The organism is Corynebacterium mucifaciens, from assembly GCF_012396315.1.
GTDB classification, from domain to species: domain Bacteria; phylum Actinomycetota; class Actinomycetes; order Mycobacteriales; family Mycobacteriaceae; genus Corynebacterium; species Corynebacterium mucifaciens.
The window spans coordinates 1-14,531 of record NZ_JAAXPF010000006.1; the positions used below are offsets into that span (position 1 = coordinate 1).

Annotated in this window: 14 protein-coding genes; 4 read left to right on the top strand and 10 right to left on the bottom strand. The window is 64.8% G+C overall.

The annotated features are described in order from the left end of the window. Nucleotides 1–190: 190 nt before the first annotated feature. The gene (locus tag HF989_RS06145) at nucleotides 191–1,987 is read right to left on the bottom strand and encodes a flavin-containing monooxygenase (RefSeq protein ID WP_168684870.1); all 1,797 of its coding nucleotides are present in this window, start codon (nucleotides 1,985–1,987) and stop codon (nucleotides 191–193) included. Nucleotides 1,988–2,146: 159 nt separating this feature from the next. Between HF989_RS06145 and HF989_RS06150 the strand changes: the two genes are divergently transcribed. Both HF989_RS06150 and HF989_RS06155 read left to right on the top strand, forming a co-directional pair. Continuing rightward, the gene (locus HF989_RS06150) at nucleotides 2,147–2,434 is read left to right on the top strand and encodes an acyl carrier protein (RefSeq protein WP_168684872.1); all 288 of its coding nucleotides are present in this window, start codon (nucleotides 2,147–2,149) and stop codon (nucleotides 2,432–2,434) included. Next, nucleotides 2,431–3,231 (top strand): HAD-IIA family hydrolase, encoded by an 801-nt coding sequence (locus tag HF989_RS06155; protein ID WP_168684874.1) that lies wholly within the window; start codon nucleotides 2,431–2,433, stop codon nucleotides 3,229–3,231. The genes HF989_RS06150 and HF989_RS06155 overlap by 4 nt, the downstream gene beginning before the upstream one ends. A gap of 72 nt (nucleotides 3,232–3,303) precedes the next feature. Here HF989_RS06155 and HF989_RS06160 read toward each other — a convergent pair whose 3' ends face one another. The 3 genes from HF989_RS06160 to HF989_RS06170 form a co-directional block, all read right to left on the bottom strand. Continuing rightward, nucleotides 3,304–4,698 carry an NAD-dependent succinate-semialdehyde dehydrogenase gene (locus tag HF989_RS06160; protein WP_168684875.1) on the bottom strand — a complete coding sequence of 465 codons (1,395 nt, stop codon included), beginning with the start codon at nucleotides 4,696–4,698 and terminating at the stop codon, nucleotides 3,304–3,306. After that, nucleotides 4,688–5,011: a hypothetical protein gene (locus HF989_RS06165; RefSeq protein ID WP_168684877.1), complete on the bottom strand. Its 324-nt coding sequence runs from the start codon at nucleotides 5,009–5,011 to the stop codon at nucleotides 4,688–4,690. Before HF989_RS06165 ends, HF989_RS06160 begins: the two co-directional genes overlap by 11 nt. A 264-nt stretch (nucleotides 5,012–5,275) precedes the next feature. Next, nucleotides 5,276–6,193: a DMT family transporter gene (locus tag HF989_RS06170; RefSeq protein WP_168684879.1), complete on the bottom strand. Its 918-nt coding sequence runs from the start codon at nucleotides 6,191–6,193 to the stop codon at nucleotides 5,276–5,278. A gap of 89 nt (nucleotides 6,194–6,282) precedes the next feature. On the opposite strand from HF989_RS06170, the gene HF989_RS06175 reads away from it, so the two are divergent. Continuing rightward, nucleotides 6,283–6,819 carry a hypothetical protein gene (locus HF989_RS06175; protein ID WP_168684881.1) on the top strand — a complete coding sequence of 179 codons (537 nt, stop codon included), beginning with the start codon at nucleotides 6,283–6,285 and terminating at the stop codon, nucleotides 6,817–6,819. Here HF989_RS06175 and HF989_RS06180 read toward each other — a convergent pair. The 6 genes from HF989_RS06180 to HF989_RS06205 form a co-directional block, all read right to left on the bottom strand. Then, nucleotides 6,812–7,651, bottom strand: a complete 840-nt coding sequence (locus HF989_RS06180) for a trimeric intracellular cation channel family protein (RefSeq protein ID WP_168684883.1) — start codon at nucleotides 7,649–7,651, stop codon at nucleotides 6,812–6,814. The two genes, HF989_RS06175 and HF989_RS06180, sit on opposite strands and share 8 nt — an antisense overlap. Before the next feature lie 30 nt (nucleotides 7,652–7,681). Beyond that, entirely contained in the window at nucleotides 7,682–8,497 is an 816-nt protein-coding gene (locus HF989_RS06185; RefSeq protein WP_168684885.1) for a trimeric intracellular cation channel family protein, read from the bottom strand. A 178-nt stretch (nucleotides 8,498–8,675) separates the two neighbouring features. After that, nucleotides 8,676–9,662, bottom strand: a complete 987-nt coding sequence (uriH, locus tag HF989_RS06190; protein WP_168684887.1) for a uridine-preferring nucleoside hydrolase UriH — start codon at nucleotides 9,660–9,662, stop codon at nucleotides 8,676–8,678. Beyond that, on the bottom strand, nucleotides 9,655–11,100 hold the full coding sequence (uriT, locus tag HF989_RS06195) for a uridine transporter UriT (RefSeq protein WP_168684889.1): 1,446 nt from the start codon (nucleotides 11,098–11,100) through the stop codon (nucleotides 9,655–9,657). The genes uriH and uriT overlap by 8 nt, the downstream gene beginning before the upstream one ends. Nucleotides 11,101–11,163: 63 nt before the next feature. Next, nucleotides 11,164–11,961, bottom strand: coding sequence for a serine hydrolase domain-containing protein (locus HF989_RS06200; protein WP_168684891.1), 798 nt, complete (start codon nucleotides 11,959–11,961; stop codon nucleotides 11,164–11,166). A gap of 30 nt (nucleotides 11,962–11,991) precedes the next feature. Further along, nucleotides 11,992–12,612: a DUF4230 domain-containing protein gene (locus HF989_RS06205; protein ID WP_168684893.1), complete on the bottom strand. Its 621-nt coding sequence runs from the start codon at nucleotides 12,610–12,612 to the stop codon at nucleotides 11,992–11,994. A 225-nt stretch (nucleotides 12,613–12,837) separates the two neighbouring features. On the opposite strand from HF989_RS06205, the gene HF989_RS06210 reads away from it, so the two are divergent. Continuing rightward, nucleotides 12,838–14,400: an AbgT family transporter gene (locus HF989_RS06210; protein WP_168685121.1), complete on the top strand. Its 1,563-nt coding sequence runs from the start codon at nucleotides 12,838–12,840 to the stop codon at nucleotides 14,398–14,400. The last annotated feature ends 131 nt before the right edge of the window (nucleotides 14,401–14,531 follow it).

Consider the following 14,531-nt stretch of genomic DNA (forward strand, 5'->3'; position numbering starts at 1 on the left):
GCAACCACCGGGACCTCAACAGCCGGAGCCGACGTCAACACCGACGGCACCAACTGAGGCAACTGCGAATCGGTCATGAACAAAACCTCCTACGGTTCGTCGTTCACAACCACCTTGGCACTAGGGGCTCAGCGCGGATTTGTTCATTCCCGGCCCTGGCTAGGGTGAACAAATCCGTGGGCACCAAGTATCACGCCGTGTGGTGCACCTTGGCGAGCTCATAGACTGGGGTTTCCATCCCCTCGTAGCGGGCCTTAAGCTGCAATGCCATGTAGCGGGAGTAATGGCGAGACTGGTGGAGGTTGCCCCCGTGGAACCAGAGGTTTGGAATCTGGGTGGGCTTCCACATGTTTCGAAGCTCCCCTTCCCAGGGGCCGGGATCCTTGGTGGTTCCCGATCCGAGACCCCAGACTTTGCCCACCGCATCGGCGGCGTCTTTAGACACTAACTTTTCCACCCAGCCGTTCATAGAACCGTATCCGGTCGCGAGGACGATGACGTCGGCTGGCAGAGTTGTGCCGTCCTCAAGCACTACCGCATCCTCCGTCACCTCCCTGATGGTGGTGTTGGAGTGGACTGGGACGCTCCCGTCGATGACCAGCTCCGAGGCGCCGACATTGATGTAATAGCCGGAGCCGCGGCGCAGATACTTGAGGAACATTCCGGATTCGTCGTCGCCGAAGTCGGTGAGGAAGCCCGCGTTGTCTAGGGCTTCGTAGAAGTCACTGTCTTCCTCACGGATGGCGTCGAAGACCTTTTTCTGCTCGCCCGGCAACACCTTGTATGGCCATGAAGCGAAGAGCAGGTCGGCGGTGTCGGTGTCAATGCCAGCTTCGACCGCGTCTTCGGAATACAGGGGACCGAGAACATGCTTCATCAATGAATCTGACTGCACGATGAGTGTGGAGGAGCGCTGCACCATTACCGGGTGAGCGCGATTGTGGTGCAGATCCGCGGCGATATCGTGGGCGGAGTTGTTTGCGCCGAGGATAACCACATTTTTGCCTGCATCTACCGCACCGCCGCGGTGCTCGGAAGAGTGGCGGATTTCGCCCGCGAAATTCTCCTGCCCCGGCAACTGTGGTTTGTTCGGCACACCCGACATGCCTGTGGCAAAAACGAGTTGTGTCGGGTGGATAACGCTTTCCGCCCCATCGCGGTTGACGGTGACATCCCACCGGCCTTCCGAATCATTGAACGACGCACTAAGAACCTCGGTATTGGTCCAGTAATCCAGATCCATGATGCCTACGTAGTGCTCGAGCCAGTCCCCCATCTTGTCTTTGGGCGTGAAAACCGGCCAATCGTCAGGGAAGGGCAGATAGGGAAGGTGGTCGTACCAGACCGGATCGTGCAGGCAGAGAGAGTGGTAGCGGCCGCGCCACTGATCACCGGGGTTGGACTGCTTGTCTACGATGATCGCAGGCACGCCCTGCCGCTTCAGTCTCGCGCCGAGGGCGATACCGCCCTGGCCGCCGCCGATGATGAGGACGTACGGCTGCTCTGTCACACCGAGCGCTGCCCGGCGTTTCTCTCGCTTGTCCGCCCAATTCTCGAGGTCGAGCTTCGGACCGTGTTGTGCCCCGAGCTCGCGATTGCGACCGGTGCGCTCTGGAAAATCCCTCAGTTCGCGGCCAGAAGTAAGGAGAATCCACCCCAGTCCGTTACGTAACCGAAGAACACCCCGCACATTGAAATCCCGAGTTTGGCCGGTGAACTGCACGCGGGTGACACCCGCCCCTTCGTCCACCTCCTCCGTGATCTCGGTGTTTGCGATGCGGCATGCTGGATGCGTTTCGCGCACCATTCGGGCGATCTCGCCGCGCCCCTCGGCCGTATGCAGGTTCCAAGTGACGCTGATCAGGTCGCGCCAAAACCCGTCCTCTTCAAACAGCTGAGCCGCCTGCTCAGCGGCATTGTCAGGATCCTCTGCCCCCGTGGCCGCTTCGAGTTTGTCCAGCCATTCGCGCGCGGTGATTTCAGACATGTCGTCGGCTCCTTTCTCGATTATTGTGCTCTACAACACACTTACAAACTATATGTGTTTTAGATCGCTGATCTGTACAAAATGGTCGTCTCGATTTCATGACTTTCGCTCGCCGCGCTTTCGCGCCTGCGCCGCGCTGGATGGGCTTATCATTGCGGCATGGAACTTTCGCAACGGCTGGACTTGGGTGCCCTCGACCTCGCCGACGACACCGACGCTGCCGAGGCCCGGGACACGTTCACGCGCCTCGCGGAGCTCGTGGAGGAGGTCGCAGGCGTTGAAATCGCGCCTGAAACGGGGTTGGGTGAGAGCGGGGTTTCGTCGTTAGACCGCATCGAGCTCGCGGTGCGCATCGAGGACGCGTTCGGAGTGCCTATCGACGAGCACGTGTACGCCTCCTGCCCCACCGCCCAAGACCTCGCCAAATATGTGGAGGAGCACCAATGATTTCGTACCTGACCGACATGGACGGCGTCCTGCACCGCGAGGGCGACGTCATTCCCGGCGCCCAGGAGTTTATTAGCGCGCTGCGCCGTGAGGACATCGAGTTCATGGTGCTGACCAACAACTCGATGCGGACACCGCGCGACCTGTCCGCGAAGCTGCAGCGCATGGGCCTGGATATCGAGCCGGAGCGCATCTGGACCTCCGCCACGGCGACGGCGAAGTTCCTCTCGCAGCAGGCCGGCGTGGCCTCGGCGTACGTCATCGGGGAGGCAGGTCTGACGACGGCGCTGCACGAGATCGGCTGGATCCTCACCGACGCGGACCCCGACTTTGTGGTGCTGGGCGAAACCCGCACGTACTCGTTTGAGGCGCTGACCACCGCGTCGAACTTAATCCGGAACGGTTCGCGCTTCATCGCGACCAACCCCGACCTGACTGGGCCTGGCCCGGCTGGCGTTGTGCCTGCAACTGGGTCCGTGGCGGCCATGATGACCGCGGTGACCGGGATGGAGCCCTACTACGTGGGCAAGCCGAACCCGGTGATGATGCGCTCGGCGCTGAACAACATCGGCGCGCACTCCGAGAACACGGTGATGATCGGCGACCGCATGGACACCGACGTCAAGGCTGGCCTCGAGGCGGGCCTGCGCACCATCCTGGTGCGCACCGGGATTTCCGACGACGCGGAGATTTCCCGCTACCCCTTCCGCCCCACGTCCGTGGTCGAGTCGGTGGCCGATCTGGTGGAGCACATCCGCGACCCGTTCGGTGACGGGTTCTACGCGGACGAGGAGTAAGACCGGCCAACAGAAGAGCAACGGCCCGGGGCGTCGAGATGACGCACCCGGGCCGAAGCTTTGCAGAGGTTTTTACACCTGGGAGTCAGAGCCAGCGACGTAGAAGCGCTGCTTGTTCACAAACTCGTCCATGCCCAGCGGGCCGAGCTCGCGGCCCAGGCCGGACGCCTTCACGCCGCCGAACGGCAGCTCGGCGCCGCGGGCCTGCGGGATGTTGACGTGGATCATGCCGGTGTCGATCTTGGCCGCGACCTTCTTGGCGCGCTCCTCGTCCTCGGACATCACGGCGCCGCCGAGGCCGTAACGGGAGTCGTTGGCAACCTTGATTGCCTCCTCCTCGGAGGAGACCTTGTACACCTCAGCCACGGGGCCGAAGAACTCCTCGTAGTAGGAGTCGGAGCCCACCGGGATATCGGTGATCACGGCCGGGGTGATGTAGGCGCCCTTGCCGGTCACCTCGCCGCCGACGCGCAGGTTCGCGCCCTCATCCACGGCTAGACGCAGCTGCTGTGCCAGCAGTTCCGCGGCGTCGCGGGAGGACAGCGGGTAGAACTCGTTGCCCTCGCCCGGGTTCAGCGGGTCGCCTTCGGTGTAGGAGGAGGCAATGTCAACCAGCGCCTGTACGAACTCGTCGTAGATGTCTTCCATGACGATCATGCGCTTGTTGGAAGTGCAGGCCTGACCAACGTTGCTAATGCGCTTGTTCCACGCCGTCTCGGCTGCCGCCTTCACGTCGGAGGAGTCCAGCACGACGTAGGCGTCGGTGCCGCCGAGCTCGAGCACGCACTTCTTCAGGGCCTCGCCAGCCTGGGAAGCAATGGCGCGGCCCGCACGCTCGGAGCCGGTGAGGGACACACCCTGCACGCGGTTGTCCTTGATCATGGTGGAGATCTGCGAGTGCTGCGCGTACACGTTGGTGTACAGGCCCTTCGGTGCGCCAGCCTGGTCGAAGATCTTCTCAATCGCCTCGGCAGAACGGGGGCAGATCTCCGCGTGCTTGACCATTACTACGTTGCCGGCCATCAGTGCCGGCGCCGCGAAGCGGGCGACCTGGTAGTACGGGAAGTTCCACGGCATAATGCCCACGATCACGCCGAGGGGAACCTTGCGCATCACGGAGGTGCCGCCACGCTTGTTCGGGATTTCCTCGTCGGCACCGAACTCTGCGCCGTTGTCGGCGTAGTAGTTGAAGATCTCGACGACGTCGTCGATCTCACCGTCGCCCTCCTTAACGGACTTACCCATCTCCTCGGCGATAATGCGGGAAAGTTCGTCCCTTTGGTCGTCGAAAAGCGAGGCGACCTTGCGCAGCACCTCTGCGCGCTCCTCGAAGCTCTTCTCCCGCCACTGCTTAAAGGTGTCGTCGGCGGTGGTCAGCGCCTGCTCGAGCTCGTCGTCGGTGATGAAGTCGTAGGACTGGGCGATTTCGTTGGTCTTTGGGTTTTGTACTCGGTACTTAGTAGACATGTACGCCATTATACGACCGCGCGGTGATGCCCGCCACGAAATTCTCCTCGCGGGCTAGCTGCTCGATCGCGTGCGCAAACTCCGCGATCTCGCCTTCGGTTGCGCGGATCGACTCGGTGCATGAGTACGTGCGGTCCGGGTGGCGCTGCCAGCGGGTGAACCAGACCTCGCCCGGCTCACCTTCGGGCAGCAGGAGCATAAGCTTCTCGACGCTCCGTCGCACCCGCCCCGGCATCCCCTCAATGCGGAGCGTCCACGCGAGTCGGTTGCGCGTGGCGCGGCAGGTGCGGGGCGCGGCCAGTGTTGTCGTCATAGGTGGGGACCCTTCTTGCGGGCGCCTACTGCGACGGCGCGCCCGCATTGGTAGCGGCACACTCCTGCCCCGGTGACTAAGCGGGATTGTCGCGACGGGTGACTAGTCCGCGCGACGGAGTGTGAGACGAGAGGTTCGTCTTCCCCAACGGCCTCTGATTTCTCTCGGCCGATATTGCTTCACACGAGTTGACTCGGGCAACCCTCAACCGCTGCTTGATCCCCCTATTTACTCGAGCTGTGGTTGAGGTTGAGGCGGCCCCGCCTAGAGCAACCGCACCGCCAGCACGCCCAGGAAGATGACCACGAGCCCAAATAACCGCATGGCGGTCAACGGATTCTTCCGCGCACCGAACGCCCCGCGCGCCTCCAGCGCCTGACCCGCCGCGATAGTGCCGGCGTTGAACGCGATCACTGTGGTGGCGGTGCCCAGCAGCGGCGCCAGCGTCGCGCCCGAGATGACGAACGTGGCGCCGACGAGGCCGCCGACCCACATCCACCACGGCCCCGGCTCGGGCTTTCGTGCGAGCTGGCGGGGGCTACTCACCAGCGCCGCCACCAGCAAGAGCAGCGCACCGACGGCGAGGTTGATCTCACCTGCGTGCAGCGACGACCCGGCGATAGTGCCCAGGTACCCGTTTACCGCTGTCTGAACCGCCGAGCCCACGCCAACCAGCACGCCCAGCGCACGGAACAGCCACAGCTCCACCCCGGCGGCGTCGCCCTCCACCGCGGGCCGCTTCCCTGCGCGCAGCACCACCACGATGCCGGCCAGCACCACTACGGCGCCGAGCACCCGCATCCACGACACCGGCAGCACCGGCGCGCCGAACAGACCGAACCTGTCGATGCACAGCCCCATCATCACCTGGCCCAAAATCGGCAGCACCACGGTCTGCACGGCGCCGAGCCGGGGAAACAGCACGATGTTGCCCAGCACGAAGCACACCCCCATCGCGCCGCCGAGCCACACCCACCACGGCGCAGAGACCCCGTCCGCGAATTGCGGCACGGGGTTACCCCGCAGCGCGGTCGTGGCGAGTATCGCTACCAACAGCGCCACCGTAAACGAGACCAGCGCGGGCACCACAGGCTTGTTGCCCACGCTCAAGCGCAGGCGGGAGTTCGCCGCGGTCTGGATCGGAATCAGCCCGCCCACCGCGAGCGCCACGAGCAACAACATGGGGCGATTTTCTCACGACGGGAACTTCGCCACTGCCCCGGCTACACTCCGTAAGCGCACTGGGGGGGATGTACATAGGGGGAATTCTCGTGAACGCAACCATGCTCGGGGCGGCCGGCTCGCTCGCAGCCTTTGCCGGGACGATTCTGGCGATGAACCACGGCACGAGGCTGGCCGGCATAGTGCTGCTTAGCGTTGCCCTCACGCTGGGCGCGGTCGGTCTCGCGCTCCGCATCCGGCCGCGTAGGGGTCCGGCGCTGGCCGCCGCACTCGCGCTCGCCGGCCTCGGCTTCACCTCCATCCCGGCGGTGCAAACGCAGCTCGCAGCGATAGAGGCGCACGAATACACCGAGGAGCAGTTCAAGCAGGTGCAGAGGAGCGCCCAGCACTATGGACGGCTGGGCAGGCAGCTGGCTGCGGCCGAAGGGACGTCGATAAGCAATCCGCTCCCGCCCGGTTCCACGGTGAAATTGGACGGCTGGGAGATTACGGTGCGTTCGCCGACGGATATCCGGGCCACGCACGACGGCGCCGCGCCCGAGCAGCCCTACGAGCTCACCCAGAAAGGCGAGGTCATGGAGGTCAAAGTCGGCGACCAAACCCGCTACATCGAGTTAGCTACCTAAGGCCGTACGCGCGGTACAGTGCGGCGACGAACTCGTCGTGGGTGACCTCGCCGTCGATGGCCGCTAGCTCGTCCCGCACGTCCTTACGCGTCGGCGCGGAGACCATGGTGGTTGCGGTCTCGTCCCCGGAAGCAACGGGCGGGAGCTTCTCGCCCACCTTGCGCTTCACGCGCGTGAAGTAGCTGTCCACGGGCGCAAGCGCCTCCGCACCCGGCACCGACCAATGCAGCCAGTGTGCCGCCACCCCGAGCGAGATGCCGAGCAGCGCCGACACCGCCAGCCCCGCCGACTCCCAGCCGACGTCGTAAAAGAGCTGCACGCTTATCGACGCCACTATCGCCGGGACCACGTACCACTGGCGGTCCACGAGAATGGACGGAATCTGTCCAATCATGATCTCGCGGATGACCATCCCACCCGTGGCGGTGAGCACGCCCATGAGGATGCACCCGAACCAGGTCACGTTCGCGTGCAGTGCCGTGACCGTGCCGGTGACCGCCCACACGCCGACGATGACCATGTCACCATGGAAACGGAACAGCTCCCAGGCGCGGCCCTCCAGCGGAAGGGCGAAAGCGACCAGGGAGCCAACAAGCGCGGTGCCGATGTACCACGGGTTCTGCAGCGCCGCGGCCGGGGTGGAGCCGATAAGCGCGTCGCGGATCATGCCACCCGCCATGCCGGAAATGATGGAGATGAGCATGAACCCGACGGCGTCGAAACGCATGCGCCTGGCCACCAGCCCTCCCATCAGCGCGTTGAGGAATACCCCGATGAGGTCGAGCACAGCGAAGGAGAAACCGACGGCGGTGAACACGTTGTCGAAGTACATGCGCGCCATCGTAGGGGGTTGAAACCCGGGCTAGGTCTTGGTTTCGGTGCGCTCCTGGACCTCGTTTTGCAGCATGATGCGCAGGGCTTTGATCAGCTCCTGGTCGGATGCGCCCTCCAACGCACGTGTGACGTCTTCGCCGGATTGTTCAGGGTGCTTCGAATCGGTGGACACGCCGAGGGCGTCGCCGATCTTTTGCTCCAGCGGGCGCTCGGTGTGCCTTGTTTGGAAAAACGCGATGCGGTCGCCGCCGTAGTAGACCGCGATGGCGAAGATCGGGGCAGCGATCGCCGCTGCCAGCATACCCTCGCGCACGAGGTCGAAGTGGTTCATCACGAGCAGAATCGCCGAGGAGATGATGGCCGGGAAGACCGTCATTTTTTGGGAGGTGAAGAGGGACGGAACGCGCCGTAAGACAATGTCCCTCGCGAGCGTGCCGCCGGTTGCGGTGATCACGGCGAGCAGCAGGCACGGCACCCAGTTGAGGTCCGCGAGCAGACCCTTGAGCGTGCCCGCGACCGCCCAGACACCGATCGTGACCACATCCGCGTAGAAGCGGAAGCGCTCCCACAGCCTGCCGTGGAGATTCACGGTGTACGCAATCGCCGCGCCTACCGTGGCGGTGATGAGGTACCCCGGATTGGTCAGCGCGGCGGCGGGCCCGTCGTTGAGAATCGCGTCGCGCATGAAGCCGCCGCTCAGCGATGAGATGTACGCGATGAAGGCGAACCCGACGATGTCAAAGTTCATCCGTTTCGCCACAGTGCCGCCGACGGTGGCGGCCAACAGCACGCCCGTGTACTCGAGGACGAAGTACAGGTTGCCTACGGTGTCCGAAGTCTCCATGAGCGCTAAGGCTAGCCCGCCGGTCTAGTCCACGCCCGCGCTAGTGGGGCGGGTCCGGGCGAGCATCTCCCGGGCGCGCCGACAGATGGTGAGATAAGGATGGTGAGACTCCGGGATTTCTGGGCATATTCACCACCCTCCTCTCACCATTTGTCTCCGAGGGACCTGAACGTCCGCGCTACCCCAGTCGCTGGACCGCATCCACAACGAGGTCCCAGAAGCGGTCCACGTCGAGGCGCGTCGCAACGGATGTGTTGCACGCCGAAGCCGCGGAGCCATCAACGCCGCTGAACGGCGCGCCAGACGCCGTCACCGCCCCGAACGCGCGTAGGTCCGCCACGGTGCGCCCGCGGGTCAGCTCGCCAGCGAGTTCCACCGACACCGGCACGGCCACGGTCTCCACGACGGACGGGTCGATGACGTAGGCCACCGCGCACGGGTCGTGCACCGGCGGGTTGTCGAAGCCCTGGGCGTCCTTGTAATTGCGGCGGAAGGCGTCGATGAGCCCCACCACGAAGTCCCCGCACGAGGTGCCCAGCACCGCAAACCGCTGCTCTACCTCAGGGGTGGCAAGCGCCTGGCGGGTCAGATCCAGGCCGACCATGACGACCGGCCAGTCCTCGCCGAACACGATCGCTGCGGCTTCCGTGTCGACCGCGATGTTGAACTCCGCGGACGGCGAGTAGTTGCCCGCCCCGTACGCACCGCCCATGAGCACGACCTCCCGCACGCGGGGAACAATCCGCGGCTCCAGGCGCGCGGCCAGTGCGATGTTGGTCAGCGGGCCGGTAGGCACGAGCGTGACGGTCCCCGGCTCTTCGCGCATGAGCGTATCGACGATCCACTGCACCGCCCCGTCGTCCTGCACCCCCACCGCAGGTTCGGGCAGCTCGAATCCGTGGATCTCCATGCCGGTGTCGCCGTGGATGTCTTCGGCGGTGACGACGTCGTTAAGCAATGGTCTTGTCGCCCCGCGGTAGACGGGCACCGAGGTCAGCCCGGCGACTGTGAGCACCTGCTGCGCGTTGCGCGTGACGTGGTCGATGGTGTGGTTGCCGCCGACGGTGGTTAGCCCGAGCAGTTCGATGTCCGGGTTGCCGGCTGCGAGCAGGATGGCCACGGCGTCGTCGTGGCCGGGGTCGCAATCCAGGATGACTTTACGCACTGCGCGCCGCCCGGTCCTCGGCCGCGAGGGTGTCCGGAACCGTCTCCGGCTTGGGGATGAGGAAGGACGCCGCAAACGCGCAGCCCAAAAGGATCGCGCCGGCGATCATGCCCGCGCGGTAGTTGCCGCCGGTGGCTGTGAACACCGCGAAGACGATGGTGAACGACAGGCCCGCACCCAGGTTGAACGCGCCGCCGTTCAGGCCCGGCAGGTAACCCTGGTTGCGCTTCGGGGCAAGCACGACGCCGAGGGAGCCGAGCATGATGTTGGCCATGCCGGCGTAGGTGATGCCCGCGAGGATGGACATGGCCAGCAGCAGGCCGCGGGTCGGGTTGCCCACGACCGCCACGCCGAAGAGAACGGACAGCGCCGCGCCGGCGATGCCGATCTGCAGGATGACCTTGTAGCCCACGCGGCCGGCGAGCCAACCCGCGATCGGGCCCATGGCCAGCCCGGCCAGGGCGTACGGGGTCAGTGTCCACCACGACACCACGCCGGCGGACATGCCGGGCCCTGCGACGTCGTCCTGCGCCAGGTTGGGCACGAGACCGTTCATCACGGCGAACACGCCGGTCATGGTCAGCGTGGTGGTGAGTAGCAGCGCCCATGTGCGGCGCTGCGAGAGTAGGTCGGTGGACATAAGCGGGTGCGGGCTGGACTTCTCGGTGCGCCAGAACCACACCAAGGACGCTGCGCCGATGGCCAGCAGGATGATTACCATGACCCAGTTCGCGGCGGCGAGTTCGCCCGCCATGTTCAAGGCGGTGAGGATCGCTGCGGCGCCAACGACCAGGCCGGCAACGCCCTTCCAGTCCATGGGCTGCAGCTCATTGGACTTGGTCTCCGGCACGCCGTAGCGCGCGGCGAACACGGCGAGCAAGGCAGCGGCGCCGATGACCCAGAAGAGGGAGCGGAAACCGAAGGCGTCGGTAAGCCAGCCGCCCAACAGCGCGTCGATGCCTGCGATGCCGCCGTTGACCGAGGTGAGGATGCCCACCAGGAACGCGAACTGCTTCTCCTCGCGCACCGCCTGGCGCAGCATCACCGAGGTCAGGGCCACGGTCGGCCCGGACACGCCCTGGATCACGCGGCCGATGAACAGCATGGTCACGTTGGTGGCCAGCGCCGCGACCACGGAGCCGAGGACCGTCACGGCCATCATGCCCACCAGCACCTTGCGGCGACCAATCAGGTCACCCCAGCGCGGCATGAATAGCGCGAACACCGCAGCGGCGGTGAAGAACGCGGTCTGCGTCATGCCGATCTGCGCGGTGGTGGCGTTCAGGTCGCTTTCCATGGTGGCCAGCGCCGGGGCGAGCATGGAGGCGTTGAGCTGGAATGCGAACACGGCGACCAGCAGCGCCACCATCAACGGCACAACCTGGTTGGTCGGCAGCTTTTGCCCCGCCGCTGGCTGCGGGGTGTGAGTCGAAGTCATGCGGGCAGTGTAAAACACGTAAGGCCTGCCTCTCAGCGTTCGCCTCACAGATTCCACTCAGCGCTACCCCAACGCCTCCCAAAGCGCGGTATTGGTCTCCTGCCACAGCGGCTTGGCCCAGTCGCCGAACTCGCGGTCCGTGAGCACCACGCACGCCTGCCCGCCCGCGACCCACAGGTACGTGCCCGCCATGCCGAAGTGGCCGACGGTGTCCGCGGGCATGCCGTCGCCGGTCCAGTGCGGGGATTTCTCGCCCTTGATCTCAAACCCGAGCCCCCACGGGCACGGCTTTTGCATCCCGTAACCGGGCACCACGCCACGCAGGTCACCGAGCTGGTTGGAAAACGCCTCCTTCAGCGTTTCTGCCGCCAGCAGCGTCGGCGCAATGAGCTCCTGCGCGAACAATTGCAGGTCGCCTATCGACGAGCTCCCGCCATGCCCCGCCGAACCATAAATCTCCGTATTGTCCATCCCCAGCGGCTCGAAGACACCCTCGCGGGCGTAGTCGCCGAATTTGATGTCGGTGGCCTTCTCTAGGTGCTCAGCGAGGATCTCGTAGCCCGCCGAGGAGTAGATGCGCCGCTCCCCCGGCGCTTTCTGCGGCTCCCGGCTGTCAAACCCGACCCCGGAGGCGTGCGCGAGCAGGTGGCGGACGGTGGATCCCTCCGGGCCGGCCGGATCGTCCAGCCCGAACGCCCCCTCCTCCACCGCCAGGAGCACGGCGTACGCGGACAGCAGCTTGGTCACGCTGGCGAGCTCGAAGACACGGTCGGTCTCGCCGAACTGCCCCTGGTTGTCCCCCACGAGCGCCGCCGCCACGTTGTCTACCGGCCAGTCATCGAAGTACCGCGCGAGATCCATGCCAGCCACCATACGTGCCCGGCCCTGGCACTAGGTCGCGCTTTCGACCTTCACCTCGTAGTCCTCCATCGAGGTGCCGCGGATCAGCGCCTTGGCGTGCGACCGCACCAGCTCCTCCGCGCTGGCCTGGGCGCGATCTAGCAGCCCGTCGTCCACGGCCTTCTGCTTTTCCGCTTCCCGGCGCGAGTCCACAAACTCGGTGACGTCTTCCACCTTGATCTGGTTGATGGGGTTCATAGTCTGGTCCCACACCTCGGAGCTGCCCTCGGTCCAGGTGGAATCCAGCACTTCCGCGCGTGGCAGCCGCACGGTGAAGGTCTGTGCGGCATCGTCAACGTCGACCGTGATCTGGCCGGCGTCCTTGATGCCGGCGGTGACCTTCCCCTCGTAGGACACCAGGAAATTCTTGCCGGTGAACGGCACGCGAACGTTGAGCAGGCGTAAGCCTTCGTCGTCAAACTTGCCCACGGACGAGTAGACGTATTCTTCCGTGGCCAGCTGCGCGATGTCGTTGAACTCGCCGCCGATCGAGGTGGAATCGATGGTGCGCTCCCCGCGCTCGAAAATCGCTGGACGCACCAGCACCAACACAAGCGCGACGGTCGCAAGCACCGCCACAACTGACACAACTCTGCCGCTGAGTTTCTTCACACCTGCGCATAATAGCTGCTGCCTGCCGATGTCCTACGGTCCACCGCATCCTTCTGTAAGCTCGCTGTGACCTCCCGCGCACCGCCCCGGCGGCCGCGCGCGAATCACACGCACGACGAGGCACGACACACGGAAGGCCGAACCATGTCCGGAACCACCAAGGCAGATTTGCCCCGCGACGACGCGAAACCCCACGACAACGACGACCATCGCGACCAAGACGGCATGACCGGCCTTCTCGGGTGGATTGAAAAGATCGGCAACAAACTGCCAGACCCGTTCTGGCTGTTTGTCATCCTTGCCGGCGTTGTCGCCGTTGCCTCGTGGCTGGCCAGTATGGCTGGCCTGTCCGCGGTGGACCCTTCAAGTGGCGAGGAGATTCACGTCGAATCGCTGCTCACCGGAGACAACCTCTCCCGCATGGTCACCGACGCGGTGGAGAACTTCATCGCGTTTCCACCGCTGGGCGTGATCTTAGCGACGATGCTCGGCGTCGCCGTCGCCGAACAGACCGGCCTTCTGGCGGCGATGGTCCGCGCGATGGTGGACAGGGTCAGCCCGAAAGTCCTCACGTTCATGGTGGCGTTGGCCGGCGTGACCGGCTCGGTCGCCTCTGACGCCATTTACGTGATCATCATTCCGCTCGGCGCCATGGCCTTCCACGCCGTGGGCCGCTCGCCCATCGTCGGCTCGATGGTGGCGTTCGCGGCGGCGTCGGCAGGATTTAACGCGTCGCTCATCCTCAACATCACCGATCTGCTGCTCGCCGGCATCTCCACCTCTGCCGCGCAGCTGGTGGACGATGCCTACGAAGTCTCCCCACTCGCCAACATCTTCTTCGTCATCCCGTCCGCGATCGTGCTCTCGCTGATTATTACGGCGGTGACAGAACTGTACGTGGATAAGAAAGCGAAAGACCTTGTGGACCACGACGCCGTCGACGAGGACGAGCTCCAGATGGACGAGTCCAACGAGCCCGACGACGCTCACCTCACCGACGACGACGACGACGACCTCTCCCTCACCCCACTCGAGCGCAAAGGCCTGATCTGGGCGGGCGTGACCCTGCTGATCTGCCTGGCCGCCTACTTTGCCCTGCTGCTCGTCCCGGGCTCCCCCTTTGCCCGACCCGACGAGGGCTTCATGGAGTCCCCGCTCATCCGCGCCATCGCCGTGCCGATCACCCTCATATTCTTCGCCACCGGCCTGGTCTACGGGCTGATCGTGGGCACGATTAAGGAGGCCGCGGACATCCCCGCATTCATGGCCAAGGGCCTGGAGTCCCTGCTGCCCATCCTGGTGCTGTTCTTCGCTGTCTCCCAGTTCCTGGCGTGGTTCCAGTGGTCCAACCTGGGGCCGTGGACCGCGATTAAGGGCTCCGAGCTGCTCCAGTCCTGGGATCTGCCCAACGTGGTTCTCTTCGCCGCCTTCGTGCTCATGGTCACCCTGATCAACCTGTTCATCACCTCCGGCTCCGCGCAGTGGGCGCTGATGGCGCCGGTGGTGGTGCCGATGATGATGTACGTCAACGTCTCCCCCGAGGTCACCCAGATGCTCTACCGCATCGGCGATTCCCCCTCCAACATCATCACCCCAATGTCGCCGTACTTCGCCTTGGCCCTGACGTTCCTGCAGAAGTATTACAAGAAGGCCGGCGTGGGCACCCTGATGTCGTTGTCCCTGCCGTATTCGGTGGCCATGCTGGTGGGCTGGTTCCTCTTCTTCATGCTCTGGTACACACTCGGCATCCCGCTCGGCCCCGGTTCCCCGATGGGTTACCAGGTGTAGGTCGCCGGCCGGCTACTTTCCAATCTCCGCCGGCGTGCAGATCGGCGCCCGGCGGATGAACTCCTCTGGCGCACCCTGCTCCCGCAGCGTGATGCCGTTGTAGCAACCCTGCTCAACGTAAGGGCGCTGGG

Bases quoted from the DNA above. Each gene is read 5' to 3' on its own strand.
- HF989_RS06210 (WP_168685121.1), top strand. From the start codon at position 12,838: ATGACCGGCCTTCTCGGGTGGATTGAAAAGATCGGCAACAAACTGCCA.
- HF989_RS06200 (WP_168684891.1), bottom strand. From the start codon at position 11,961: ATGGATCTCGCGCGGTACTTCGATGACTGGCCGGTAGACAACGTGGCG.
- HF989_RS06160 (WP_168684875.1), bottom strand. From the start codon at position 4,698: ATGTCTACTAAGTACCGAGTACAAAACCCAAAGACCAACGAAATCGCC.
- HF989_RS06180 (WP_168684883.1), bottom strand. From the start codon at position 7,651: ATGTACTTCGACAACGTGTTCACCGCCGTCGGTTTCTCCTTCGCTGTG.
- HF989_RS06145 (WP_168684870.1), bottom strand. From the start codon at position 1,987: ATGTCTGAAATCACCGCGCGCGAATGGCTGGACAAACTCGAAGCGGCC.
- HF989_RS06165 (WP_168684877.1), bottom strand. From the start codon at position 5,011: ATGACGACAACACTGGCCGCGCCCCGCACCTGCCGCGCCACGCGCAAC.
- HF989_RS06155 (WP_168684874.1), top strand. From the start codon at position 2,431: ATGATTTCGTACCTGACCGACATGGACGGCGTCCTGCACCGCGAGGGC.
- HF989_RS06185 (WP_168684885.1), bottom strand. From the start codon at position 8,497: ATGGAGACTTCGGACACCGTAGGCAACCTGTACTTCGTCCTCGAGTAC.
- uriT (WP_168684889.1), bottom strand. From the start codon at position 11,100: ATGACTTCGACTCACACCCCGCAGCCAGCGGCGGGGCAAAAGCTGCCG.
- HF989_RS06150 (WP_168684872.1), top strand. From the start codon at position 2,147: ATGGAACTTTCGCAACGGCTGGACTTGGGTGCCCTCGACCTCGCCGAC.
- HF989_RS06170 (WP_168684879.1), bottom strand. From the start codon at position 6,193: ATGTTGTTGCTCGTGGCGCTCGCGGTGGGCGGGCTGATTCCGATCCAG.